The following is a 22,927-nucleotide window of genomic DNA, read 5'->3' on the forward strand; positions in this document are numbered from 1 at the left end:
CACCCCGCCGCCGGGAGGGGCCGCCCGGCTCAACCCGGTCCGGCCACGGCCTGCGCACCGTGCTCGACGGCCTCCTCGCGGGAGGCGAAGCGCGGCAGGTCCTGGCCGGTCCGCTCCCGGACCAGATCCGGCGGGCCCAGCCGGTCGCCCGGGTCGACGACGGCCGCGCGCCGCCCCTCCCGGGCGAGCCGGGACAGGCCGGAGTGCAGCAGCGCGAGGGCGAGGGAGTCGGCGCCGGTCACCTCCCGCAGGTCGAGCACCACCGCCCCGGCCCGCTCCGGGCCCGACTCGTCCAGCGCGTACAGCACGCGCTCGGCGGCGGTGAAGTCGAGCGCCCCCTGGGCGGCGACGACACCCACGCGCTCGTGCAGAGCCCGCTCCCGCCTGCTGGAGGGCGCCGAGGGCAGCACATCGGCGGTGGTGACCAGAGTGACGGTGGAGCCGGGCAGCGCGGGGTTCCTCATGAGGTGGAGTTCGAGGCGTTCCGAGCGAGCGCCGCCCGGCCGCGTACCGACGTGCCGGTCGCGTCGAGCAGCGGGCTGTAGGCGGCCAGGCCGAAGCGGGCCGGTCCGGCGGCGATCAGCCCGCCGGACACACCGCTCTTGGCGGGCAGCCCGACCCTCAGCAGCCAGTCGCCGGAGCCGTCGTACATCCCGCAGGTGGCCATGACCGCGAGGACCTGCGCCGCGACCTCCGGGGAGACGACCCTCTCCCCGGTGACCGGATTGACACCGCCGTGCGCCAGGGTGGCGGCCATCACGGCGAGGTCGAGGGCGGTGACCCGCACCGCGCACTGCCGGAAGTAGGTGTCCGCCGCGGCCACCGGGTCGACGGGCAGGGTCCCCGTGCTGCGGATGAGGTAGGCGAGCGCCCGGTTGCGGTCCCCGGTCGCGGCCTCGGAGGCGTACACGCCCTCGTCGACATCCAGCTTCCGTCCGGCGAACCGGCTCAGACAGGCCAGGATGCGCTGGAAGGCGGGCGCCTCGCGGCTGTCGGGGATCAGGGCGGTGGTGACGATCGCGCCGGCGTTGACCATCGCGTTGGCCGGCCGGCCGGTGCCGGGTTCGAGACTGATGGCGTTGAACGCCTCGCCGCTCGGTTCGGCGCCCACCCAGCGGCCCACCTCGTCGAGGCCGAGGGAGGCGAGGGCGAGGGCGTAGACGAAGGGTTTGGAGACCGACTGCAGGGTGAAGGGGGTGTCCGCCGCACCCGCGCTGTAGGAGTGCCCGTCCATGCTGACGAGGGCGAGCCCGAAGTCGTCGGGGTCGGACCGGGCCAACTCCGGGATGTAGGTGGCGCACTGCCCTTCACGTACGCCGGCGAAGCGTCCGTGGAGCTCACGCAGCGCGTCCGTGACGGCCCCGGAGGCGCTCACCGGGGGCCCGCCGGATGCCGCCCGGGGCTTCCGGCGGGCCGTGCGAGGAGCGGCTCCTCCGTCATCATTCCGCGTCGTCACCGAAGATCTCGCGGAGCTTGGCCTCACGCTCCGCGTCGAGGTTGCTGTGCAGCAGCTCGGCGCCGCCGCCGGGCAGCGACTCGCTGATGCGGCTGGGCACCTCGTCCATGGTGAGCAGGAAGAGCGCCGAGGTCCCGGGCGTCACCTTCTGCTTGACCTCGGCGATGAACTCGTCGTCGATGCCCACGTCCGCGAGCCTTCCACCGAGCGCACCGGCCGCGGCTCCGACGGCCGCGCCCAGCAGAGGCATCAGGAAGATGAGCCCGAAGAGCATTCCCCAGAAGGTCCCGCTCAGCGCGCCGGCACCGACGAGGTTGATCAACTGCTTGGTCTTCGGCTTGGAACGCTCGGCCGGCCAGGTCACGACTGCGGCATCGAGGATCTTGACCAGACCTTCCTTCTGGAGGGACTTCAGAGCGGTCTCCACGCTCTCCGCGGCTTCGGCCGTCCGGAACTTCCACACCGTGAGCGTGGACATCGCATCTGCCTCCGAAAACACAGGGAACAATTCGCCCATATTAGGATCAAAAGGTATGAATTGACTCGTTGGACGACCGCTCCGCACCGAGGGGCGGCGGCCTCAGCACCGCGGACCCCGAACCCTCCGGGAGGGAACGATGGATACGGACGCCCTGACGCCCGGCCTGTTGCAGGAACTTCGCGCGACCAGGCCCTATCCGGCTCTGTCGCTGACGATGCCGACCCACCGACGCGCGCCGGACAACGCCCAGGACGCCGTACGGCTGCGGAACCTCGTGACCGAGGCCGGCAACCGGCTGGACGCGGACCCCCGGGTGACCCACGAGGCCCGGGCCGCGGTCAAGGCGCAACTCGACCGCGCGGTGGCCGAGGTGGACCAGCGCCGCGCCCTCGACTCCCTCGTCATCCTCGCCGACACCGACGAGTACCAGATCTGGCAGCTGCCGCGCACCGCACCCGAACGAGTGGTCCTGAGCGACAGCTACCTCACGCGTAATCTGGTCGCGGCGAAGGCCGGCGCACAGATGTTCTGGGTCCTCAGCCTGTCCGCGGAGCACGCCTCCCTGTTCTCCGGGACGAACGACGGCCTGCGGCCCGAGAAGAGGGACGGATTCCCGCTCACGGCCCCCCACGAGGAGCCCAACCCGCAGCGCGAGGAGCGGATCGGCGACACCCCGAGCACCTACAGCAGCGAGGACGCGCGCAACTTCCTGCGCACGGTCGACGACTCGCTGCGCGCGGTCCTGGCGGCGGACCCCCGCCCGCTGTTCCTGATCGGCCTGGCACCGGCGCTCTCCCTGCTCGACGAGGTGGGCGAGAGCGCGAAGCCGGCCGTCGGCAGGGTCGCGAAGGGGACGACCGCCGACACGACCGCCCCCGAACTGGCCAAGGAACTGGCACCGGCGCTGGAGGACTGGCGGAAGGAGGCCGCGGCACGGATCAAGGACAGGCTGGACAAGGCCCACAGCAGCCGCTCCTTCGCCGGCGGACTCGACGAGGTGTGGCTGGCCGTACGGGAGGGCCGGGCGGGCCTGGTCGCCGTCGAGGAGCACTACGAGCAGACGGTCAGGGTCACCGATGGGCACCTGGAGCCGGTGGGCCCGGACGTCCCACCGTCGACGGACGGCCAGGTCCGCGAGGACATCGTCGACGAGCTCGTCGAGGCGGCACTGGACAAGGGGTGCGAGGTGGCCTTCGTCGCCGACGACTCTCTCGCGGACCACAAGCGGCTCGCAGCGGTCCTTCGCTTCTGACCGCGTGTCCCTACGTGATGATTATGTGAATTTTGTCTAGGTTTGGCGCTCCGAAGTTGATCTCACCGCGTTGATCCCGTCGATCACGTCGTGGACGAAGGAGAGCCATTCATGGACCGATTCAGGCGCGCATCGGCGGCGGCCCTGCTGACAGCGGTGGCACTGGCCGGCGCGGTGGGCGGGGCCGCGGCGTCGTCCGGGGTCCCCGCCCCGCCGTCCGGGGAGCGCGCGCAGGACCTGGCGACGCGTCCGGCCCTCTCCGCCCACGCGACCACCCGCACCGTGACGGCCTGGGAGGAGTTCCGGATCCACGGCTCCGCCCGGAACGTCGGCGCCGGCACCCCGGTCACCCTCCAGCAGAGGCAGGGCAAGCGCTGGGTGTCCCTGCCCGCCACGATGAGGACCGCCCCCAGCGGCGAGTACACCCTCCGCGTGAAACTGGGCATCAAGGGCGAGAACGACCTCCGGATCGTCGGCGGCGGCGCTGTCTCGCCGGTCGTCCGCACGACCGTGAACTGAGCTTGCGCCTCACGCACTCCGGCCGGCCCGCGAGGAAGCGGGCCGGCCGGAGTGCGTCGCCGGGGCACGCCGCCCCCGCGTTCAGCCCTCCCAGGTCCAGTCGGCCACCTCGGGCAGGTCCGTTCCGTGCTCCCGGATCCAGTCGTGGTGGCGGGTGCGTACGTCCGCCATCGCCTGCCGGACGGCGACGGCGCGGACCCCCAGGCCGGGCACCCGGTCCACCACGTCCATGACCAGCCGGTAGCGGTCCAGGTCGTTGCGGACCACCATGTCGAACGGCGTGGTGGTGGTCCCCTCCTCCTTGTAGCCCCGGACATGCAGATGGGCGTGGCCCGCTCGCCGGTACGCGAGCCGGTGCACCAGCCAGGGATAGCCGTGGTAAGCGAAGATCACGGGCTTGTCACGGGTGAAGAGGGAGTCGTACTCCGCGTCCGGCATCCCGTGCGGGTGCTCCTCGTGAGGCAGCAGCCGCGTCATGTCGACCACGTTGACCACACGCACGGCGAGCTCCGGGAGGTGCCGCCGCAGCAGCCCGGCCGCGGCCATCGTCTCCAGCGTGGGTACGTCCCCGGCGCAGGCCAGCACGACGTCGGGCTCGCGGCTGCCGTCCTCGGTGCCGGCCCATTCCCACACCCCGGCTCCCCGGGCGCAGTGTGCGCGGGCCTCGTCGAGGGTGAGCCAGTCGAAACCGGGCTGCTTGCCGGCGACGATCACATTGACGTAGTCGCGGCTGCGCAGCACATGGTCGGCGGTCGACAGCAGCGTGTTGGCGTCCGGAGGCAGATAGACCCGGACGACCTCGGGGCTCTTGTTGAGGATGTGGTCGACGAACCCCGGGTCCTGGTGCGAGAAGCCGTTGTGGTCCTGACGCCAGACGTGCGAGGTGAGCAGGTAGTTCAGGGAGGCGATGGGCGCGCGCCAGTGCAGCCTGCGCGAGGTTCGCAGCCATTTGATGTGCTGGTTGACCATCGAGTCGACGATATGGGCGAAGGCCTCGTACGAGGAGAACAGCCCGTGTCGCCCGGTGAGGAGGTATCCCTCCAGCCAGCCCTGGCAGAGGTGTTCCGAGAGCACTTCCATCACCCGGCCGTCGCGGGCCAGATGCTCGTCGGTCGGGAGGATCTCCGCCTGCCATGCCTTGCCGGTGGCTTCGTAGAGCGCGCCCAGGCGGTTGGACTCGGTCTCGTCGGGGCCCACCACACGGAAGTTCCTGCGGTCGGCGGTGGCCGCCATGACGTCTTCGAGGAGTCCGCCCAGGACCCGGGTGGGCTCGTGCACGGCGGTCCCCGGCTTGTCGACCCGCACCGCGTGGTCCTCGAGCGGAGGGAGCGGCAGATCGCGCAGGAGCAGCCCGCCGTTGGCGTACGGCGTCGAGCCGAGCCGGGCGGAGCCCTCGGGGACGCAGTCCAGGACCTGGGCGGTGGGACGGCCCTCGGAGTCGAAGAGCTCCTCGGGCCGGTAGGAGCGCATCCACTCCTCCAGCTGGCGCAGGTGGTCGGGGTTGTCCCGGACCCCTGGCAGCGGGACCTGGTGAGCGCGCCAGGTGTTCTCGACGGGCAGGCCGTCCACGTCCTCGGGTCCTGTCCAGCCCTTGGGGGTACGCAGCACGATCATCGGCCAGCGGGGCCGCGCGGAGGCACCCTCGGCGCGGGCCGCTCGCTGGTACTCCTCGATGCGGTCCACGGCGAGGTCCATGGCTGCGGCCAGCGCGCGGTGGACCGCGGCGGGCTCGTCGCCTTCGACGTAGAGCGGGTCGTGGCCGTATCCGCGCAGGAGCGCGTCGAGTTCGTCCTCGGGCAGCCGGGCGAGCACAGTCGGGTTCGCGATCTTGTATCCGTTGAGGTGCAGGATCGGCAGGACGGCACCGTCGTGGACGGGGTCGAGGAACTTGTTCGAGTGCCAGGACGCGGCCAGCGGCCCCGTCTCCGCCTCTCCGTCCCCGACGACGCAGGCGACGAGCAGCTCCGGGTGGTCGAAGGCCGCTCCGTAGGCGTGGGTGAGCGCGTATCCCAGCTCGCCGCCCTCGTGGATGGAACCGGGGGTCTCCGGGGCGACGTGGCTGGGCACACCGCCGGGGAAGGAGAACTGCTTGAACAGGGCTCCCATTCCGGCGCGGTCGCGGCTGACATCGGGGTACGTCTCCGAGTAGCTGCCCTCCAGCCAGGAGTTGGCGAGGACGGCGGGGCCGCCGTGGCCCGGTCCCCAGACACAGAGGGCCTGCCGGCTCCGTGCCTTGACGACCCTGTTGAGATGGGTGTGGACCAGGTTCAGCCCGGGCGAGGTGCCCCAGTGGCCGAGGAGCCTCGGCTTGATGTGCTCCGGGGCCAGCGGCTCCTCGAGGAGGGGGTTGGCCATCAGGTAGATCTGGCCGACGGCGAGATAGTTGGCGGCGCGCCAGTGCGCGTCGAGTGCCGAGAGCTCGGTGTCGGACAGGACGGCTGCCCCGGACGGTGTTCGGGCGTCGGTCATGAAGCGTCTCCCTGGGGCATGACTAGCTGGCGTCCGAGCCGGGGCCGTACCAGACGGTGGTGGCGTTGCAGAACTCGCGGATGCCGTGTCCCGCCAGCTCCCGCCCGTAGCCGGAGCGCTTCACCCCGCCGAACGGCAGCGCGGGGTGGGAGGCCGTCATGCCGTTGAAGAACACCCCGCCGGCCTCCAGGTCGCGCACGCAGCGGTCCATCTCCCCCTGGTCACGCGTCCAGACGTTGGAACTGAGCCCGAAGGGTGTGTCGTTGGCGAGATCCACGGCCTCGTCGAGGTCGGACACCCGGTAGAGCGTCGCGACGGGGCCGAAGGTCTCCTCGCGGTGGATGCGCATGTCCGGGGTGATCCCGGTGAGCACGGTGGGCTCGTAGAACCAGCCTCGGTCCAGCCCGTCGGGCCTGCCGCCGCCGCACAGCGCGGTGGCACCCTTGCCGAGGGCGTCCTCGACCAGCTCCTCCAGGTCGGTGCGGCCCTGTTCGCTGGAGAGGGGACCCACGTCGGTGGACTCCTCCAGCGGGTCGCCGACGGTCAGCGCGCGCATCCCCGCGGTGAACCGCTCGGTGAAGGCGTCGTAGACGTCCGTGTGGACGATGAAGCGCTTGGCTGCGATGCACGACTGGCCGTTGTTCTGGACGCGGGCGGTCACCGCGGTCTCCGCGGCCTTCGCGACGTCCGCCGAGGGCAGGACGACGTAGGGGTCGCTGCCGCCGAGTTCCAGCACGGTCTTCTTCACCTCGTCGCCGGCGACGGAGGCGACCGCGCGGCCCGCCGGTTCGCTGCCGGTGAGCGTCGCCGCGGCGACCCGGGGGTCGCGCAGGACGGCCTCGACGGCGCCCGAGCCGATGAGCAGCGTCTGGAAGCAGCCTGCGGGGAACCCGGCCCTGGTGAACAGGTCCTCGATGTACAGGGCGGTCTGCGGCACGTTCGAGGCGTGCTTGAGGAGGCCGGTGTTGCCCGCCATGAGGGCCGGCGCGGCGAAGCGCATGACCTGCCAGAGCGGGAAGTTCCACGGCATCACGGCGAGCACGACGCCCAGCGGCCGGTAGTGCACGCGGGCGCGGGAGGCACCGGAGTCCTTGACGTCGGTGTCATCGGGGTGCTCGTCGGCGAGCAGGCGCTCGGCGTCGGCCGCGTACCAGCGCATCGCCTTGGCGCACTTGGCGGCCTCGGCGCGGGCGGCCTTGACCGGCTTGCCCATCTCGGTGGTCATGGTGCGGGCGATGTCCTGCTGGTCCTCGTCGAGGAGGTCGGCGGCCCGGTTCAGCAGTCGGGCGCGCTCGGCGAAGTCGGTGGTGCGGTAGCTGCGGAACGCGCGGTGCGCGGCGGCGAGCCTGCGCTCGGTCTCCCGCTCGTCCAGCGCGTCGAATGTCCTGAGCGTCTCGCCGTTCGCGGGATTGACCGTCGCGATGGGCATGGCAGTGCCTCCTTGCGTTGTTCTTCGACCGTGCCGCGCCACGCCGCAGCGCGCAACGCGACCCCTCACGCACACGTACCCGGCCGGCGCGGATCATGCGTGCCGGGGGCACACCGTCCGCGCCGGCCGGGCCGGCACACCGGGCTGTTCGTCACACGAGTTCGGCCACCGGGCCACTTTCGACCGCCGGGCTGCTACCGGCCACCTGGCCGCCTTCGTCCGCCGGGCCGCTGAGGAACGTGCGCCCGCCGGGGAACGGCGTGGGCGGCAGCAGTCCGGTGGTGCACGGCGTCTCGGCGTAGCGCGTGAACCACACGACCTTGCCGTCGGGGGTCCGGCAGGTGCCCCAGCTGTCGCTGAGGGCCATGACGCGGCTGAGGCCGCCGCCACCGCCGTCGAGCAGCCGGGGCATCCGGGAATCGTTGTCGGCCACGGACACCGTCAGGTGCCGGCCGCTCCAGCGGAGCTCGACGACGCAGTGGTTGTCGTCGCCGACGTGTCGCTGGACGTTCGTCAGGAGCTCCTCCGCGGCCCGGCACACCGGCCGGACGTGCAGGTCGAGACTCCAGTGACGAAGGTGTGCGGCGACTATGCGCCGCAGCTGGGAAATGCGCTCTGCCGACACCTGCAGTTCGACCATATAGTGCCGGTCGAGTGGAACGGTCATCGTCGAGGCTCCTCACCGCGAGGCTCACGCGCTTCACCCCGTTTGAACCAACGACCCCCGAACACGAAGCGTGAGCAGTAATCACTTCTGGGTCACTCATCAGGGTGACCCGAGGGGGCCGGTTGCGCAACCGAGGGAGCCGGGCACCGGGTGTCACGGCAGGTAGGGCAGCAGTTTGTCCGGGGTGAGGGGGAGTTCGCGCACCCGGGCGCCGGTGGCGTGCCGCACGGCGTTCCCGATCGCGGCCGCGGTCCCGACGATGCCGATCTCTCCGATGCCCTTGCTGCCCATGGGGTTCAGGTGCGGGTCGTCCTCGTCGATCCAGTGCGCCTGGATGTCGGGGACGTCGGCGCAGGACGGCACGTGGTAGGAGGCCAGGTCGCTCTCGGTGAAGTCCCCGAAGACGGGGTCCATGGTGCTGCCCTCGGTGAGGGCCATGCCGAGCCCCATGACCATCCCGCCGATGAACTGGGAGCGTGCCGTACGGGAGTTGAGGATACGTCCGGCGGCGTACACGCCGAGCAGTCTGCGCACCCGGACCTCGCCGGTGAGGGAGTCGACGGCCACCTCGGCGAAGTGGGCGCCGAAGGCGTGCCGTGCGTACGGGGATTCCTCCGCCGTCTCCTCGCCGGTGTCGGCGGTGACGGTGATGCCCTCCGGCGGCAGCGGGCCGGTGTGCCCTTCGAGCCGGCGTACCAGGGCGGTGGCCGCCTTGTGCACCGCGGAGCCCCAGGAGGCCGTGCCCGAGGAGCCGCCCGCGACGGGTGCGTTGGGCAGATCGCTGTTCCCGATGTCGACCGTCACGTTCTCCTGGGGTGTGTCCAGGACCGAGGCGGCGATCTGCGCCAGGACGGTACGGGCGCCGGTGCCGATGTCGGTGGCGTTGACCCCGATGCGGTAGGAGCCGTCGGGAGCGGCCTGCGCCGAGGCCGCCGCCTTCGACACGAGTACGGGGTATGTCGCGGACGCGACACCCGTGCCGAGCAGCCACGGCCCGTCCTCGCGGGCGGCGGGCTGCGGGTCCCGGTCGTGCCAGCCGAAGCGCCGGGCGCCCTCGCGCAGACAGGCGGCGAGGTTACGGCTGCTGAACGGCCGCCCGCTGTCGGGCTCGGTCCGCGGTTCGTTGCGCAGTCTCAGCTCGACGGGATCGAGGCCGAGGGCGTTCGCCAGTTCGTCCATGGCCGACTCCAGGGCGTACATCCCCGAGGCCTCCCCCGGTGCGCGCATCCAGGACGGGCTGGGCACGTCGAGTGCCGCCACCCGGTGCTCCGTACGGCTGTGGGGCGAGGCGTACATGATGCGGGCGGGTACAGCGGCCTGCTCGACGAACTCCTTGATCCGTGAGGTGTGCGTGACGATCTCGTGGGAGACGCTGGAGAGGACGCCGTCACGGTCGGCTCCCAGCCGGACCCGCTGCAGGGTGGGTGCGCGATGCCCGACGATCGCCGGCATGTACCGCCGGGGCAGGGCGAGCTGGACCGGGAGACCGGTGTGCCGCGCGGCCATCGCGGCGAGGACCGCCTGGGGCCGTGGGGTGCCCTTGGAGCCGAAGCCGCCGCCGACGTGTTCGGAGATGACGGTGATGCGGTCCGGGTCGAGCCCGAGGGCCGTGGCGAGACTTTCCCGGACGGCGGTCGCTCCCTGGCTGGAGTCGTGGACGGTCAGATGTCCTTCGGCCCACCGCGCGGTGGAGGCGTGCGGCTCCATGGGGTGGTTGTGCAGGCCCCGCAAGGTGTAGGTGGCGTCGATCCGCACGGGTGCGGCGTCGAACGCGCGCATGGCGTCGCCGCGTTCGCGAAGAGCCGGGTAGCCGCCGTTCGCCTCCTCCGGGGTGTAGAGGCCCGGGTGGTCCCCGGTGAGGACCACATCGTGCCCGGTGGAGGCGTATTCGACGTGCACGGCCTCCGCGCCGGCCCGCGCGGATTCCAGGCTCTCCGCCAGGACGAGGGCGACGGGCCAGCCCCGGTGCGGCACCCGGTCGTCCTGCAGCACGGCGAGGATCGGGTCGTCGGGCTCCTTCAGCCGTGGCGCGTTGTCCTGGGTCAGGACCGTGTGCACCCCCGGCACCGCGAGCGCGTCGGCTGTACGGATCGCCGTGACGCGCCCGCTCGCGACGGCGGCGGGGACGATCCAGCCGTACAGACAGCCCGGAGTGGTGTGCTCCGCGGCGTAGAGGGCGGTGCCGGTGACCTTGTCCCGGCCCTCGCGGCGGACTACGGGCGCGCCCAGCGCCCGGGGGGAGTCGCTCATGACGGAAGTCCTCGGTTCGTAGGGGGGTGCGCAGCGACGGCCTGTCAGCCGGCCGTGGCCTCGGCGGTGAGTTCGGCCAGGGCGCCGACGGCCAGCCGGCGGGCCAGGTCCACCTTGAAGCCGTTGTCGCGCAGGGGTCTGGCCGCCGCGAGCTCGGCGTCCACCGCGCGCGTGAAGGTGTCCTCGTTCGCGGGGGCACCGCGCAGCACGTCCTCGGCCACCCGGGCACGCCACGGCCGATGCGCGAGCCCGCCGAAAGCGAGCGAGGCATGGTCGACGCGGCCGTCGCGCACACCCAGCACGGCCGCGACGGAGGCCAGGGCGAAGGCGTACGAGGCGCGGTCCCGGGCCTTGCGGTACAGGGAGACGGCAACGGCGGGAGCCGGCGGCAGCACCACTTCGGTGATCAGCTCGCCCGGGCGGATCACCGTGTCCTGGTCCGGGTTGTCGCCGGGCAGCCGGTGGAAGTCGGTCACGGGCACGGTCCGCTCCCCCTCGGGTCCGTGCAGCAGGACGGCGGCGTCGAGGGCCGCCAGGGCGACCGCCATGTCCGAGGGGTTGGTCGCGACGCAGTCCTGCGAGTGGCCCAGCACCGCGAGATCGCGGTGTGCTCCCTCCCTGGCCGGACAGCCCGAGCCGGGCACCCGTTTGTTACAGGGCTTGGAGACGTCCTGGAAGTACGGGCACCGCGTGCGCTGGAGCAGGTTCCCGCCGGTGGTGGCGGTGTTGCGGAGCTGCCCGGATGCTCCGGCCAGCAGGGCTTGCGAGAGGGCGGGATAGCCGCTCCGTACGTCGGGGTGGGCGGCGAGGTCGCTGTTGCGCGCGGTCGCGCCGATCCGGAGACCGCCGTCGTCCGTCCGCGTCACCCGGTCCAGCGGCAGCCGGCTGACGTCGACGAGCAGGCCCGGCGACTCGACGCCGAGTTTCATCAGGTCGACGAGGTTGGTTCCGCCTCCCAGGAACCGTGCGCCCGGGTGTCCGGCGCCCGCCCGGACGGCTTCGGTCACGGTGGCGGGGCGCAGATAGGCGAAGGGTTTCACGGGGCCACGTCCTTGATCGCCTCGACGATGTGGGGGTAAGCGCCGCACCGGCAGAGGTTGCCGCTCATCCGCTCGCGGATCTCGTCCGCGTCGAGCGAGGCCGGCCCCCCGGCGGCGAGCGCCGGCCGCGGGGTGGCGTGGGAGGGGAAGCCGTCCTCGGCCTCCCGGAGCATGCCGGCCGCCGAGCAGATCTGCCCCGGGGTGCAGTAGCCGCACTGGAGCGCGTCCCTCTCCAGGAAGGCCGCCTGCAGGGGATGCAGCCGGTCGCCCTCGGCCAGCCCTTCGACGGTGGTGATGTGGGCGTCCTCCTGGGCGACGGCCAGCAGGAGACAGCTGTTGGCGCGCCGGCCGTCGACGAGCACGGTGCAGGCTCCGCACTGACCGTGGTCGCAGCCCTTCTTCGCGCCCATGAGTCCGAGGTGCTCCCTCAGGGCGTCCAGCAGGGTGGTGCGGTGATCGAGCGTCAGGGTCCGTGCCGTGCCGTTGACGTGCAGGGTGAAGGTGGAACAGTCGTCGGGAGTCGGCACCTGGGCCGCATCCGCGTCGGCGGTCCCCGGGGTGGCATTCATGTCGCGTTACCTTCCGGGTTCGGTACGTGCGGGCGTCACGCGGGTCGGTGGCTCTCCAGCCGCAGGCGGATCTCCTGCTCCTGGTCGCCGGCCGCTGTTCCCACGAGCCGGACGGTGAACGCGTCCGCCAGCTGCTTGCGGAGCCGGTCGACCGCCCAGTAGCCGCCCTGGGCCTCGACCATCACCGGCTCGGAGAGCCGCGCGGGCCCGGGGCCGGCCTTCGTCTCGGTGACGTCGACGGTCGCCGTCCACACGGTGGGGCGCGTGTCCGACGCGTCCTCCGGGGCGTCGCCCGCCGGGCGGTCGGAGACGAAGGAGTGGCGCAGCACGTCGAACACGGTGCGCGCGTCCTCCTTCGGGCAGCCGGTCACCGCCACGACGACATCGCCGCTCTCCTGGTGTTCCTGTGTCTGTTCCTGCGTGCTGTTCACCCTGGGTTCCTTTCACTGGGAGCGCTGTGAGCGCTGCTCGGCGGCCTCACGCTGGGGGCCGACCGTGTGTACGGGGTCATCGGCGGAAGCGATTCCCGCCGCGAGGACCCCGAAGCGTGTGCAGGCCGAGGCGGCGTTCCATTCCGACCCGGCCGCGGAGTGGACCCGTTCGTGCGCGTCGTCGTCGCCCGCGCGGTCCCCGTACCGCTCGTCCACGTCCCCGGAGGGCGCCTGTATCTCGGTGTCCCGGAACTGCCAGGTGCGGGGCCGGAGAGGACACGAAAAGCTCGGAGAGTGCGCTCGTGCGGGTGAAGCGCGGGTCCACATGGATGATCCGGGCGCCGCGCGCCTTCGCCTCCAGCACCCGCTGGAAGCCGACCGGATGGGCCTCGGCGAAGTTCGGCCCCTGGATGATGATGCAGTCCGCGTGCTGGAGGTCCTGCGCCTGGTCCCGGCGACACGGTCCGCGACCGTGTCCATCGTCGTCTCCAGGTCGAGCGGCTCCCAGCCGGCTGCGTACGGTCGTCGGTACAGCCCCTGGTGGCGGCGGGCCTGCCGGCCGCAGCCCATCGCGCAGTACGGACACCACCGCCCGCCCTCTGCTCTGAGGATCAGCGCCGGTCAGCCGGCGGAACACGGGCCGACGGCCGAGCGGATTGCCTGCTCCCATCGCATTTCCTCCAGCGGTCCGGGGACTGACTCCAGGCTCGCCCCCCGGCTCCGTGTCGGCGACACGAGCGGTGTTCCGACGGGCAGGCCCGCGAAAGATCTCGTACCCGGTGTGCGGCGGGGAAACGTCGCCGTCCATGCGCCTCGTGTAGCGGCCCGCGCCTACAGTTCGCGGAGCGCCGGCAGGAGCGTGCTCCGGGCCCAGTCGATGAAGGGCTGCTGGTGGGCCCCGCCGATCTGGACGAGAGCGACCTCGGTGAAGCCCGCCTCGCTGTAGGGGCGTACGGCCTCGACGAACGCCTCGACGTCCGAGCCGCACGGGATCGCTCCGGCGATGTCGTCCTCGCGGACGAACTGGGTCGCCTGCTCGAAGGCGGAGGGGCCGGGCAGCTCCGAGTTGACCTTCCAGCCGCCGAGCGACCAGCGGAACTGGTCGTGGGCGCGGGCGACGGCCGCGTCCCGGTCGGTGTCGTAGCAGACCGGCACCTGTCCCACGCGGGGCTTGCCGGCCCCGCCGTGCCGGTCGAACGCGCTCAGGAGTTCACTCTTGGGCTCCGTGGCGATGACCAGGTCGCCGAGGGTTCCCGCGAGTTCGCAGGACTTCTCCCCGGAGACGGCGATGCCGATGGGGACACGCTTGTCGGGCAGGTCCCAGAGCGTGGCGTTCTCCACGTCGAAGTGGGTGCCGTGGTGGTTGACGTAGCCCCCGTCGAAGAGGGCGCGGATGATCTGTACGGCCTCTTCGAGCATCTCGAGCCGGACATGGGCGGAGGGCCATCCCGCGCCCACGACGTGTTCGTTGAGGCTCTCTCCGGAACCGAGGCCGAGACGGAAGCGGCCCTCGGCGAGGAGCTGGAGCGTCGCCGCCTTCTGTGCGACCACCGCGGGGTGGTAGCGGGTGGTCGGGCAGGTCACGTACGTCATCAGCGGGATCCGGGAGGTGGCCTGGGCCGCGGCTCCCAGGACCGACCATGCGTAGGGCGCGTGTCCCTGGGAACCCAACCAGGGGAAGTAGTGGTCGGAGGTGACGGAGAAGTCGAAGCCGGCCTCTTCCGCCGCGACCACGTCCCTGACGAGGGCGCGGGGGCCTGCCTGCTCGGTCATCATCGTGTAGCCGATCTGAACCATATGAAACTCATTTACCGTGACATCGCCATAAAACATGAATTCATGTCAATGGCTGTCTGTGATCGACTCCCCGGGGTATGCGCCATGCATGGACGTAACGAACGGAGTATGGGAATCGCTCGCCAGCACCGGCGGCGCCGACGGGCCGGGAGCAGTAGGCGTGATCATCGGCATCGTCGGCCTGTTCGTGGTGCTTCTGCTGATCGGCGGCTTCTGGTTCGGGATGCGGCGCCGCGACAAGGAATCACGGCCGCCACTCCCCCACGAGCAGCCGCCGCGTCCGGAGCACCGGACCGAGATCCAGGAGAGCGGGCAGCACGGCGCGGACCACTTCCCCGAGGACGGCCATGCCCTCTCGCCGTACGAGCTCAGCGACCGCGGTAACGAGGTGATTCCGCCGCCGGAGGAGGACGACCGCCGGCGTGAGTGACAGACGATCGCGCCGGCCACCGGCCGGCGAGGCGCAGACGTCCGGGCCCGTCATGGAGCGGGCCCGGACGTCTGCGCCGGGGCCCATCACCATTCACCGTCGATCGGAGGAACAGGAACATGGAACCGGGGGGCATATGAACCGGCAGGAGTCGGACCGCAAGACCCGCATGACCGTCCTGGTCGCACTCGCGGCCAACCTTGTGATCGCAGTGGCCAAGGGAGTAGGGGGACTCCTCTCGGGCTCCCCCGCCCTCCTGTCCGAAGCCGCGCACTCCGTGGCGGACAGCGTGAACGAAGTCTTTCTGCTGGCCGCGCTGAGGCGCAGCCGTCGTCCTCCGGATGCCGATCACCCCTTCGGGTACGGCAAGGAGCGCTACTTCTGGTCGCTGCTCGCGGCCGTCGGAATCTTCGTCGTGGGGGGCTGTTTCTCGTTCTTCCAGGGGTTCGAGGCTCTGGGCCGGAACGAGCAGGAGTCACCCGAGGGTTACACCGTGGGCCTGGTCGTCCTCGGGGTCGCTTTCCTCGCGGAAGGCGGCTCCCTCGTCCGCGCTCTGCTCCAGCTCCGCGGGGAGAAGGGTGCCGCCCGTGACCCCGCGCTGAGGACGGTGATCGCCGAGGACAGCACGGCGGTGCTGGGCGTGTTGCTGGCCATGGCGGGCATGGTGCTGCACCTGGTCACGGGAGACGTCGTGTGGGAGGCGTCGGCTTCCCTGGCGATCGGCGTGCTGCTGGTCTGCGTCGCCTTCCGGCTCGGCAGGGACGCGCGCGACCGGCTGATCGGGGAGTCCGCCGAACCCGGGCTGCGCCGGGGCGTGGAGGACCTCCTCGCGGCCCAGACCGAGATCGACAACGTCGCGGCCCTGTTCACCATGGGCCTCGGTCTCGACTCGGTGCTGGTCGCGGCCAGGATCGACCTGGCACCCGGCATCGACAGCGAGGAGGTCGAGCGGGTCGCCGTGCGCATAAAGCGGTCGATCGCCCAGGGCTGGCCGGAGGCGGAGCACGTCTTCCTCGACATCACCAACGCGCCGCCCCGGGGTGGGGTGTGACCGCGGCCGCCGCGTGTTGCGGGAGACGCCGAGGCGGATGAGGCTGGTCCTGGCCGCGCGGCACCGAAGAAGTCATGCCGCAGAACCGATAAGGCAGTGGACCATGACTCCTAGCGATCCGCGGGGCGCGCCGGAACCGGCAGTGCTGAGCGGTGCGAGCGCCCCCTGCTGGGTCCATCTGGTGACCCGCGACCTCGAGGACGCGCGGCGCTTCTACGGTGCCGTTCTCGGCTGGACCTTCCGCCCCGGACCGCTGGGCAGGGACTTCCTGATGGCGCGCTCCCACGGTGTGCCGGTGGCCGGCATCGGCGCGGTCGCGTCCGCCTATCAGGTGGGCGTGGCCTGGATGCCCTACTTCTCGGTCCGGGACGCCGATGTCGTCTCGGACCGCATCCGGGAGCGCAGCGGCACCGTGGCCGTGGGCCCGCTGACGGTCGGGCAGGGACGTGCGGTCCTGGCCGCCGACCGGGACGGCGCGTCCTTCGGTGTCTGGGAGTGGACCGGGCGCGCGGCCACCCTCGCGCCGTCCGGGAACCGGGCGCACGCCTGGCTGCGACTGCGCACCAGGGACGCCTTCGACGCCGCGATCTTCTACGGCGAGGTCCTCGGCTGGGAGAGCGGGGAGCCCGGCGGCTGCGAGGTGGCGTACGTGAAGGAAGAGGTGCTCGTACGCTGCAACGGCCGTCCGCTGGCCCGCATCAGCTCCGGTGCCGTGGAGGCCGCTCCCGACCCGCAGGTGCGTCCGCACTGGCAGGTGCAGTTCCCTGTCCCCGATGTCGGCGCGACCGTCCAGGCTGCGGAGCGGAACGGGGGGACCCTCATGGAGCGGCGCGAAGTGCGGTTCGGCGACGAGGCGACGCTGAAGGACCCGGACGGCGGACTCTTCACCGTGACGGACGTACGTGGCCCGGCGGGCGTGGACGAGGACTGACCGGGGTCAGGGACGCGGGTCCGGGTCTCCGGCGTCCGGGGCCTCTCCCGCGTCGGCGGCTCGTCGGCCGTTGTCCCGGGCGATGGCCCAGAGCGGGAACACGAACCAGCAGACCAGGAACCACAGGGCCATCCCGCCGACCAGCCACAGTGCCGCCACATTGTGCAGCGCCACCCTCAGGATGAGGAGCAGCGTGCTGCACATCGTGCAGAAGAGCAGGCCGAGGCCCAGCTTCGTGAGGCGTGAGGCCCAGGTGACCGTCTGCGGCTTCATCCGGCGGCCGGTGAGCAGCCGGTGGTACGACACGGGCCCTATCAGCGCGGCCGCGGTCGCGGACCCCAGCATGACGGTCACGACGTAGATGTTCCGGTCGACGGTGGAGAGATCGGCGAAGCGGGGCTGGAAGACCACCGCGAGCAGGAAGCCGAACAGGATCTGGACCCCGGTCTGCGCGACCCGGAGTTCCTGGAGCAGGTCGCCCCACTGCCGGTCCGCCCGCTCCTCCTCGGTCTCCTGGCGTCCGCTGCGAGGGTTCGTACCGCTCCCGCCGCTGCCCACCGGTCTCTGTCCCATGGATGCCTCCCCCACCTCGTAGAGGTGGTACACGTGCCCCGCGAAGCGGCCGTGAATCCTGGCTCACCGGCGTCGCCGGGCGGCCGGTCCGGTGTGGGGCGGCTCGGCGGCCGGTGCTCTCCATGGTGGCAGCCGCCGGGAAAACCACCACAGCGGCAGCGGGAAGGACGGCAGGTCCGCGGGCCGAGGGCCAGACCTCGACGCACCGTGACTACTCGCCTAGGATCGTCATACGGCATCGCGCGTCGGTCACCGGCTGGGTGAGGCGTGGAGGTAGCCCGTGAGATGCCTGTTGGAGGCATTCCACAGTGTCAGTCGAGTTGAATCACACCATCGTTCACAGCCGGGACAACCGCGAGTCCGCCGAGTTCCTGGCGCACATCCTGGGTCTCACCGTCGGAACGGAATGGGGACCCTTCATCCCGGTCGTTCTCGCGAACGGCGTCACGCTGGACTTCGCGACCGTTCCCGCCGAGTCGATCACGGTGCAGCACTACGCGTTCCTCATCTCGGAGGCGGAGTTCGACACGGCTTTCGAACGTATCGAGGCGCAGGGGATCACGTATTACGCAGACCCCCACAAGAAGCACCCCGGCGAGATCAATCACAACGACGGCGGACGAGGGGTGTACTTCCCTGATCCGAGCGGTCACGGCATGGAGCTCATCACCCGCCCGTACGGCGGCTGGTCGTAGCCGAATCCGCCCCCGGCGCGCATGAACGGCCCGGCCCCGACCGGGGCCGGGCCGTTCGGCTCAGAGAGCGCCGTCGGTCCTCAGCGTCAGCTCGGGCCGGTCCCACATCACCGCGGGAGGGCGGGCCGCGACGGTGCCGGTGCGTTCGGCGCCGACGCTGCGGTAGAAGCCCTCGGCCGGCGGGTGCGCGACCACACGTACGGCGGCGATGCCGGCACGGCGCGCCTCGTCGCGCAGGTGGCCGACGAGGAACCGCCCGATACCCCGCCCCTGGGCATCGTCGGCGACGAACATCAGGTCGAGCTCCGGAGGGGAAAGGACCAAGGCGTAGAAGCCGAGCACTCGGCCGTCGTCGTCCACGGCCACATGGACGGCGTGCGCCTCGATGTAGTCGGGGCCGACCTTGTACCCCGCGACCATGGGCGCGTACGGCCCCTCGTAGGCGCGAGATGTGGTGACCAGACGGGTGAGCCGCCTGGCGTCCCGCGCGACGGCTCGTCTGACGTGGACGCCGCCGCGCCGGTCCGTAATGCTCCGTCTCATGAGGTGAGTATTACGCACTCCCGGCGCCGGGCACACATGATGCTCAGCGCGCGCATCGTCCGGCGTGCCACTCGGCCACGATCGCGTCGATGTCGAACGGCTCGAGGTTCAGCGGCGGGCCCGCCGGGGGCCTGGCGAGCGCCTCCCGGATCCTCTCGTTCATCTCGGCCAGGATGCGACGGACCTCGGCTTCCGACCGTGCCTGCGACGCCTCCTGCCGGGCGTCCTCGGCCGCCTTCCGCAGCGTCAGCGAGGGCGGGAGCGCCGACAGCCCCTCACGCTCCATCTTCGCCTTGATCCACCACATCGGGTCGTACGGCTTCTCGAGACCGGGAATCGGCTTTCCGGCACCCGGCAGGTCGGTGAAGGCGCCCCGCTCCCCGGCCTCGCGGATCTGCCGGTCGACCCAGGTCTCGAAGCTGACCCCTGCTGGTTTGCGCTCGGTCACCGCACGCCCCTCTCGCAACTCGTACCGGACGGATCCGCGTTCGGCCGGGCACGTCCGGGTCTGCGTTTTCCAGGATACCGGGGGCGTTTTCGCTTGAACGGCGCCCAGGGGGATACACGCCTGTTGCACACCGCCCGGCGAGTACACCGAACCGGGCCCGAATTGGAAGGGGTTGACGAGAGTGAAACAGCACGACGCACCGACCGCGAACCGACGGGAGCGTCGGCCATGACGACCGTGGTGATCATCGTTGCCGTCGTTCTCGTGGCCGCGCTCGCCTTCTTCCTCGTCCGTGGCCGCAGGACCGGCGGGCATGGGCTGCGGCGCCGCTTCGGACCCGAGTACGACCGTACGGTCGCCCGTCACGACGGCGACACAGCTGCGGCCGAACACGAGCTCTCCGAGCGGGTGAAGCTGCACGGCTCCCTGTCCGAGCGGCCCCTGCGCCCGGAAGCCCGTGAGGCGTACGCCCGCCGCTGGGCAGAGGTACAGGAACAGTTCATCGACTCCCCCAGGGAAGCGGTCGTCGAAGCCGACGCGCTCCTGGCCCAGCTGGCGCACGACCGGGGCTTCCCGGACGGCGGCAGCTTCGAGGAGCAGACGGCCGCCCTCTCCGTCCACCACCCCGAGCAGGTCGACGGCTACCGCAGGGTGCACACGGCCGTGCGTGGCCAGGGCGGCACGGAGGAGATGAGGAAGGCACTGATCGAGTCCCGCTCGCTCTTCGACGTACTTCTCGCGGACGCACCGGCCGAGCGGGCCCGGACCGACCGGCACGAGACGAAAGGCAGTGCAGCAGCATGAAGAACCGCACCGAACACATGACAGAGCCCGTCTCCGCCACGGAGCCCCCGCCCGTCGACGCCCCCGGAACCGCACCCGGCAGGGCGCCCGGATCCGCACGGGGCGCGGCACCGGGCACAGCGGCCGGGTTCACGCCCGGAGAGAGCATGGACCGTGAGCCGAGGAGCGGAGGTCCGGATGACCTCAGCGTTCCGCCGGCTCCTCGGACTGCGCCCGCCGCGCCACGGGCCGAGCGGACCGGACACCACGAGACCACCGGACACCACGCGAGCACCGACACCGACCGGCTGGTCCCCCGGGACGCCCAGGACAGGCTGGCGCTCCGGATGCAGCAGGCGGTCACCGACTTCGTCGAGAGCCCCCGCCGGGCGGTCGAGGAGGCGGACAGCACGTTCGACCAGATCGTCTCGGGCCTGACGGAGGCCCTCGCTGAACGCAGGCGCGTCCTGCGCTCGAGCTGGCAGGAGCAGGACACCGAGGCCCAGACGGAGGAGCTGCGCATCGCGCTGCAGCGCTACCGCGACCTCAGCGAACAACTGCTGAAGATCTGAGCGGCACGGTTACCGCGCACCGGCCCGGCGCCACGTCCCCCCGACGTGGCGCCGGGCCGGCCCGTGCCCTGGCCGTCCCGGCCTGACCGGGGCCGCCCGGTCAGGCCGGGACGGCCAGATCGGCGCGCAGCCGCTCGGCCACTGCCGGGGGGAGGCGCAGAGCCTTGCCCAGGTAGCCGTCGAGTCCGCCCCAGCGCTCGTCCATCGCGTCCAGGGCCGCCTCGAGATAGCGGGGCCGGGCCTCGATGACGGCGGACGCGATGTCCGGGTCTCCGCCCTCGTCGAGAAAGCGCCGCACCGCGGGCCCGAAGGCGGCGCGCACCGCACGGTTCACCGCGAGGAACTCCGCGCGTACGACGTCACGGGACGCACCCGCCATCATCAGCAGCAGCGCGGCGGCCCAGCCCGTCCTGTCCTTCCCGGTCGCGCAGTGGAAGAGCAGCGGTCTCGCGCACGGATCCGCGACGGTGTCCAGGAAGGCGCGGTAGGCGGCCGCCGCTCCCGGCGAGAGGACCATCTTCCGGTAGGTCTGGGCGAAGAGCTCCTCCGCCTTCCCGCCGCCGAGCAGACGGGCTGCTCCGTCCGGGTCACTGAGCAGCACCTTGATCCGTGCCGGTGTCACGCCCGGGTTGTCGCCGAGGACGTCGGCGACGAAGAGCCGCGCACCCGTCGGCAACCGGTCCGGCGCCCATCGGCGCTCGTCGGCGGTACGCAGATCGACGACGGTGCGGATGCCGAGCGCGGCCACCGCCATGTCGTGCTCCGCGTCGAAGTCGCTCAGCTGGCCCGAACGCAGCAGGATTCCCTGTCGCAGGCGGCGATGACGCCCCAGGGCGATGCCGCCCAGATCGCGCAGGTTGACAACGGTGGAGGCGGGGACGGCCCGGGCGGTCTGCACGATGAACTGCCTCTTTCCCGACAGACTGCAGGTCGGAATCAACGTCGCACGGCGTGCGAATATCGACAAAGGGAACGTGAGGTACCGGGACACCGGCGGAGGGGAATCAGTCGGCGAGGATCCTTGTCTTCTGTGCCGCGAACTCCGCGTCGGTGAGAACGCCCCGCTGCTTCAGATCGGCGAGCCTCTCGAGCAGCGTGATGACATCGTCCCCGCCGTCCGCCGGGACGCGCTCGTGCGCCAGGAGAAGGCCACCCGCCCCCTGGACCGCCCGGGTGAGGGGCACCGACCAGAGGTCCTCCCACACGATCAGTGCGGCAGAACTCTCCTCGGGCAGGCGTTCGAGCACATCGAGACCTGTGATCCGTGGCAGCCCGGCATCCCGCTCACCCGGCGATTCGAACGACACGAGCCCCTGGGGGTCCATCTCCCGCAGCTCGACATACTCGAGGGCGCCGCCCGCACCTCTGCGGGCGAAGGCCAGGTCGAGGATGCGTACCGCCTCGGACGCGACGGCGTCGGCCAGTACGGGCGCGATCGCGTCGGCGAAACGGCTGCCGGGAAAGGTGACGACGAGATACTCCACGGGTCCCACGGCCATGGTGTGTCCTTCCCCTGCGGTTCTGGATCGACAGCAGCTTAACTTCGGGCAATCCGTTACGCACTGTGAAAATAGATGGCAGAGCGGGCATGGGCGGAACGTGCGCCGCCTTCCGCGCTCCGCCGCCCATGGGATGGTGGTGGTGTGACCTTGGAAGACCTCGTCCGGCTGCGCCGGGCCCGGGACCGGATGGACCGCGACTACGCGGAGCCGCTCGACGTCGCCGCGCTCGCCCGCGTCGCCCTCATGTCGCCGGGCCATTTCTCCCGCAGTTTCCGCGCCGCGTTCGGGGAGACGCCGTACAGCTACTTGATGACGCGCCGGATCGAGCGTGCGAAGGCCCTGCTGCGGCGGGGCGACCTCACGGTGACGGAGGTCTGCTTCGCGGTCGGGTGCACCTCGCTGGGGTCGTTCAGCTCACGGTTCACCGAACTCGTCGGCGAGAGCCCGAGCGCATACCGGGCGCGCCCCCATGACGCGGGCGCCGCCATCCCGGCCTGCGTCGCCAAGATCCGTACAAGACCGGTCAGGAACGGAGAAGCGAAAGCTTTCCGCCGCCCGTAGCGTTATTCGCATGGAAATCAACCTTTCGACGTGCTTCATCGCCGTCGACGACCACGACAAGGCGCTGGCCTTCTACCGGGATGTCCTCGGCCTGGAGGTGCGCAACGACGTCGGTTTCGAGGGGATGCGCTGGGTGACCGTCGGCGCGCCGTCGCAGCCCGGTGTCGAGATCGTCCTCGAGCCGCCACTCGCGGACCCGAACGCCTCCCCCGCCGACAAGGCGATCATGGCGGAACTGCTGGCCAAGGGCCTGCTGCGCGGTGTCATCTTCAGTACCGACGACTGCGACGCCACCTTCGAGCGCATCCGCGCGGCGGGTGGCGAGGTGCTCCAGGAACCGGTGGACCAGCCGTACGGCGTCCGCGACTGCGCCTTCCGCGACCCGTCCGGGAACATGCTGCGCTTCAACCAGCCCCGCAGCTGATTCCGCTCCGGGACGGGACCGTCCTCTGATAGACAACGACCGTTGCCGCGACGC

Annotated in this window: 25 protein-coding genes and 2 pseudogenes; 10 read left to right on the top strand and 17 right to left on the bottom strand. The window is 71.3% G+C overall.

Annotation, left to right across the window (positions count from 1 at the left end; translation table 11 throughout):
• Positions 1-29: 29 nt before the first annotated feature.
• Both glsA and ACIQM3_RS08365 read right to left on the bottom strand, forming a co-directional pair.
• Positions 30-1,375 (bottom strand): annotated as a pseudogene (glsA, locus tag ACIQM3_RS08360) (glutaminase A).
• A gap of 64 nt (positions 1,376-1,439) precedes the next feature.
• Positions 1,440-1,934 (bottom strand): DUF1269 domain-containing protein, encoded by a 495-nt coding sequence (locus tag ACIQM3_RS08365; RefSeq protein ID WP_401620586.1) that lies wholly within the window; start codon positions 1,932-1,934, stop codon positions 1,440-1,442.
• Positions 1,935-2,073: 139 nt separating this feature from the next.
• Between ACIQM3_RS08365 and ACIQM3_RS08370 the strand changes: the two genes are divergently transcribed.
• Together ACIQM3_RS08370 and ACIQM3_RS08375 are read left to right on the top strand one after the other, a co-directional pair.
• Entirely contained in the window at positions 2,074-3,189 is a 1,116-nt protein-coding gene (locus tag ACIQM3_RS08370; protein ID WP_401620589.1) for a chemotaxis protein, read from the top strand.
• Positions 3,190-3,300: 111 nt separating this feature from the next.
• The gene (locus ACIQM3_RS08375; RefSeq protein WP_401620592.1) at positions 3,301-3,708 is read left to right on the top strand and encodes a hypothetical protein; all 408 of its coding nucleotides are present in this window, start codon (positions 3,301-3,303) and stop codon (positions 3,706-3,708) included.
• Between the two features lie 81 nt (positions 3,709-3,789).
• On the opposite strand, the gene ACIQM3_RS08380 is transcribed toward ACIQM3_RS08375, so the two are convergent.
• The 10 genes and pseudogenes from ACIQM3_RS08380 to ACIQM3_RS08425 all read right to left on the bottom strand — a co-directional run bounded on the left by ACIQM3_RS08380 (position 3,790) and on the right by ACIQM3_RS08425 (position 14,360).
• Positions 3,790-6,177: a phosphoketolase gene (locus ACIQM3_RS08380; protein WP_401620594.1), complete on the bottom strand. Its 2,388-nt coding sequence runs from the start codon at positions 6,175-6,177 to the stop codon at positions 3,790-3,792.
• Positions 6,178-6,199: 22 nt separating this feature from the next.
• The gene (locus ACIQM3_RS08385; RefSeq protein WP_401620596.1) at positions 6,200-7,606 is read right to left on the bottom strand and encodes an NADP-dependent succinic semialdehyde dehydrogenase; all 1,407 of its coding nucleotides are present in this window, start codon (positions 7,604-7,606) and stop codon (positions 6,200-6,202) included.
• A gap of 151 nt (positions 7,607-7,757) precedes the next feature.
• Positions 7,758-8,273, bottom strand: coding sequence for an ATP-binding protein (locus ACIQM3_RS08390; RefSeq protein WP_401620599.1), 516 nt, complete (start codon positions 8,271-8,273; stop codon positions 7,758-7,760).
• 153 nt (positions 8,274-8,426) lie between these two features.
• A complete protein-coding gene (locus ACIQM3_RS08395) occupies positions 8,427-10,523 on the bottom strand; it encodes a xanthine dehydrogenase family protein molybdopterin-binding subunit (protein ID WP_401620602.1) in 2,097 nt (698 codons plus the stop codon).
• A 44-nt stretch (positions 10,524-10,567) separates the two neighbouring features.
• Complete coding sequence (locus ACIQM3_RS08400) at positions 10,568-11,563, bottom strand: FAD binding domain-containing protein (RefSeq protein WP_401620606.1); 996 nt, start codon at positions 11,561-11,563, stop codon at positions 10,568-10,570.
• Positions 11,560-12,132 (bottom strand): 2Fe-2S iron-sulfur cluster-binding protein, encoded by a 573-nt coding sequence (locus ACIQM3_RS08405; protein ID WP_401620609.1) that lies wholly within the window; start codon positions 12,130-12,132, stop codon positions 11,560-11,562. Before ACIQM3_RS08405 ends, ACIQM3_RS08400 begins: the two co-directional genes overlap by 4 nt.
• Before the next feature lie 35 nt (positions 12,133-12,167).
• Positions 12,168-12,563: a hypothetical protein gene (locus ACIQM3_RS08410; protein ID WP_401620612.1), complete on the bottom strand. Its 396-nt coding sequence runs from the start codon at positions 12,561-12,563 to the stop codon at positions 12,168-12,170.
• A 12-nt stretch (positions 12,564-12,575) separates the two neighbouring features.
• Positions 12,576-12,779 (bottom strand): hypothetical protein, encoded by a 204-nt coding sequence (locus tag ACIQM3_RS08415; RefSeq protein ID WP_401622435.1) that lies wholly within the window; start codon positions 12,777-12,779, stop codon positions 12,576-12,578.
• A 61-nt stretch (positions 12,780-12,840) separates the two neighbouring features.
• A pseudogene (locus tag ACIQM3_RS08420) lies at positions 12,841-13,233 on the bottom strand (molybdopterin-dependent oxidoreductase); the annotation flags it as partial.
• A 161-nt stretch (positions 13,234-13,394) separates the two neighbouring features.
• Positions 13,395-14,360, bottom strand: coding sequence for an LLM class F420-dependent oxidoreductase (locus ACIQM3_RS08425; protein WP_401620614.1), 966 nt, complete (start codon positions 14,358-14,360; stop codon positions 13,395-13,397).
• An 88-nt stretch (positions 14,361-14,448) separates the two neighbouring features.
• Between ACIQM3_RS08425 and ACIQM3_RS08430 the strand changes: the two genes are divergently transcribed.
• From ACIQM3_RS08430 to ACIQM3_RS08440, 3 genes are all read left to right on the top strand, one after another.
• Positions 14,449-14,790, top strand: a complete 342-nt coding sequence (locus ACIQM3_RS08430; RefSeq protein ID WP_401620617.1) for a DUF6479 family protein — start codon at positions 14,449-14,451, stop codon at positions 14,788-14,790.
• A gap of 136 nt (positions 14,791-14,926) precedes the next feature.
• Positions 14,927-15,841 (top strand): cation diffusion facilitator family transporter, encoded by a 915-nt coding sequence (locus ACIQM3_RS08435; RefSeq protein WP_401620620.1) that lies wholly within the window; start codon positions 14,927-14,929, stop codon positions 15,839-15,841.
• A 103-nt stretch (positions 15,842-15,944) separates the two neighbouring features.
• Positions 15,945-16,772, top strand: a complete 828-nt coding sequence (locus ACIQM3_RS08440) for a VOC family protein (RefSeq protein ID WP_401620623.1) — start codon at positions 15,945-15,947, stop codon at positions 16,770-16,772.
• 6 nt (positions 16,773-16,778) lie between these two features.
• Here the strand turns inward: ACIQM3_RS08440 and ACIQM3_RS08445 are convergent, their stop codons facing one another.
• Positions 16,779-17,345 carry a DUF6328 family protein gene (locus ACIQM3_RS08445; RefSeq protein WP_401620626.1) on the bottom strand — a complete coding sequence of 189 codons (567 nt, stop codon included), beginning with the start codon at positions 17,343-17,345 and terminating at the stop codon, positions 16,779-16,781.
• A gap of 308 nt (positions 17,346-17,653) precedes the next feature.
• Between ACIQM3_RS08445 and ACIQM3_RS08450 the strand changes: the two genes are divergently transcribed.
• On the top strand, positions 17,654-18,040 hold the full coding sequence (locus ACIQM3_RS08450; protein ID WP_401620629.1) for a VOC family protein: 387 nt from the start codon (positions 17,654-17,656) through the stop codon (positions 18,038-18,040).
• A gap of 60 nt (positions 18,041-18,100) precedes the next feature.
• Here the strand turns inward: ACIQM3_RS08450 and ACIQM3_RS08455 are convergent, their stop codons facing one another.
• Entirely contained in the window at positions 18,101-18,583 is a 483-nt protein-coding gene (locus ACIQM3_RS08455; protein ID WP_401620632.1) for a GNAT family N-acetyltransferase, read from the bottom strand.
• A 43-nt stretch (positions 18,584-18,626) separates the two neighbouring features.
• Positions 18,627-19,031 (bottom strand): DUF1992 domain-containing protein, encoded by a 405-nt coding sequence (locus ACIQM3_RS08460; protein ID WP_401620635.1) that lies wholly within the window; start codon positions 19,029-19,031, stop codon positions 18,627-18,629.
• A gap of 228 nt (positions 19,032-19,259) precedes the next feature.
• Here ACIQM3_RS08460 and ACIQM3_RS08465 point away from each other — a divergent pair, with 228 nt between their 5' ends.
• Both ACIQM3_RS08465 and ACIQM3_RS08470 read left to right on the top strand, forming a co-directional pair.
• On the top strand, positions 19,260-19,835 hold the full coding sequence (locus ACIQM3_RS08465; RefSeq protein ID WP_401620638.1) for a hypothetical protein: 576 nt from the start codon (positions 19,260-19,262) through the stop codon (positions 19,833-19,835).
• Entirely contained in the window at positions 19,832-20,386 is a 555-nt protein-coding gene (locus ACIQM3_RS08470; protein ID WP_401620641.1) for a hypothetical protein, read from the top strand. The genes ACIQM3_RS08465 and ACIQM3_RS08470 overlap by 4 nt, the downstream gene beginning before the upstream one ends.
• 100 nt (positions 20,387-20,486) lie before the next feature.
• Here ACIQM3_RS08470 and ACIQM3_RS08475 read toward each other — a convergent pair whose 3' ends face one another.
• Positions 20,487-21,284 (bottom strand): tyrosine-protein phosphatase, encoded by a 798-nt coding sequence (locus tag ACIQM3_RS08475; RefSeq protein ID WP_401620644.1) that lies wholly within the window; start codon positions 21,282-21,284, stop codon positions 20,487-20,489.
• Between the two features lie 106 nt (positions 21,285-21,390).
• Positions 21,391-21,885: a DUF6325 family protein gene (locus tag ACIQM3_RS08480; protein ID WP_401620646.1), complete on the bottom strand. Its 495-nt coding sequence runs from the start codon at positions 21,883-21,885 to the stop codon at positions 21,391-21,393.
• A 144-nt stretch (positions 21,886-22,029) separates the two neighbouring features.
• Between ACIQM3_RS08480 and ACIQM3_RS08485 the strand changes: the two genes are divergently transcribed.
• Together ACIQM3_RS08485 and ACIQM3_RS08490 are read left to right on the top strand one after the other, a co-directional pair.
• On the top strand, positions 22,030-22,449 hold the full coding sequence (locus tag ACIQM3_RS08485; protein ID WP_401620649.1) for a helix-turn-helix transcriptional regulator: 420 nt from the start codon (positions 22,030-22,032) through the stop codon (positions 22,447-22,449).
• A gap of 10 nt (positions 22,450-22,459) precedes the next feature.
• Complete coding sequence (locus tag ACIQM3_RS08490; RefSeq protein ID WP_401620652.1) at positions 22,460-22,873, top strand: VOC family protein; 414 nt, start codon at positions 22,460-22,462, stop codon at positions 22,871-22,873.
• The last annotated feature ends 54 nt before the right edge of the window (positions 22,874-22,927 follow it).

Source organism: Streptomyces sp. NPDC091271 (assembly GCF_044757505.1).
Classification (GTDB): Bacteria; Actinomycetota; Actinomycetes; order Streptomycetales; family Streptomycetaceae; genus Streptomyces.

What these genes read in the sequence shown, in the direction of transcription:
- ACIQM3_RS08465 (WP_401620638.1), top strand. Translation starts at nt 19,260, where the DNA reads ATGACGACCGTGGTGATCATCGTTGCCGTCGTTCTCGTGGCCGCGCTC.
- ACIQM3_RS08490 (WP_401620652.1), top strand. Translation starts at nt 22,460, where the DNA reads ATGGAAATCAACCTTTCGACGTGCTTCATCGCCGTCGACGACCACGAC.
- ACIQM3_RS08365 (WP_401620586.1), bottom strand. Translation starts at nt 1,934, where the DNA reads ATGTCCACGCTCACGGTGTGGAAGTTCCGGACGGCCGAAGCCGCGGAG.
- ACIQM3_RS08375 (WP_401620592.1), top strand. Translation starts at nt 3,301, where the DNA reads ATGGACCGATTCAGGCGCGCATCGGCGGCGGCCCTGCTGACAGCGGTG.
- ACIQM3_RS08425 (WP_401620614.1), bottom strand. Translation starts at nt 14,360, where the DNA reads ATGGTTCAGATCGGCTACACGATGATGACCGAGCAGGCAGGCCCCCGC.
- ACIQM3_RS08445 (WP_401620626.1), bottom strand. Translation starts at nt 17,345, where the DNA reads ATGGGACAGAGACCGGTGGGCAGCGGCGGGAGCGGTACGAACCCTCGC.
- ACIQM3_RS08440 (WP_401620623.1), top strand. Translation starts at nt 15,945, where the DNA reads ATGACTCCTAGCGATCCGCGGGGCGCGCCGGAACCGGCAGTGCTGAGC.
- ACIQM3_RS08435 (WP_401620620.1), top strand. Translation starts at nt 14,927, where the DNA reads ATGAACCGGCAGGAGTCGGACCGCAAGACCCGCATGACCGTCCTGGTC.
- ACIQM3_RS08405 (WP_401620609.1), bottom strand. Translation starts at nt 12,132, where the DNA reads ATGAATGCCACCCCGGGGACCGCCGACGCGGATGCGGCCCAGGTGCCG.
- ACIQM3_RS08470 (WP_401620641.1), top strand. Translation starts at nt 19,832, where the DNA reads ATGAAGAACCGCACCGAACACATGACAGAGCCCGTCTCCGCCACGGAG.
- ACIQM3_RS08385 (WP_401620596.1), bottom strand. Translation starts at nt 7,606, where the DNA reads ATGCCCATCGCGACGGTCAATCCCGCGAACGGCGAGACGCTCAGGACA.
- ACIQM3_RS08390 (WP_401620599.1), bottom strand. Translation starts at nt 8,273, where the DNA reads ATGACCGTTCCACTCGACCGGCACTATATGGTCGAACTGCAGGTGTCG.
- ACIQM3_RS08395 (WP_401620602.1), bottom strand. Translation starts at nt 10,523, where the DNA reads ATGAGCGACTCCCCCCGGGCGCTGGGCGCGCCCGTAGTCCGCCGCGAG.
- ACIQM3_RS08430 (WP_401620617.1), top strand. Translation starts at nt 14,449, where the DNA reads ATGGACGTAACGAACGGAGTATGGGAATCGCTCGCCAGCACCGGCGGC.
- ACIQM3_RS08480 (WP_401620646.1), bottom strand. Translation starts at nt 21,885, where the DNA reads ATGGCCGTGGGACCCGTGGAGTATCTCGTCGTCACCTTTCCCGGCAGC.
- ACIQM3_RS08370 (WP_401620589.1), top strand. Translation starts at nt 2,074, where the DNA reads ATGGATACGGACGCCCTGACGCCCGGCCTGTTGCAGGAACTTCGCGCG.
- ACIQM3_RS08455 (WP_401620632.1), bottom strand. Translation starts at nt 18,583, where the DNA reads ATGAGACGGAGCATTACGGACCGGCGCGGCGGCGTCCACGTCAGACGA.
- ACIQM3_RS08380 (WP_401620594.1), bottom strand. Translation starts at nt 6,177, where the DNA reads ATGACCGACGCCCGAACACCGTCCGGGGCAGCCGTCCTGTCCGACACC.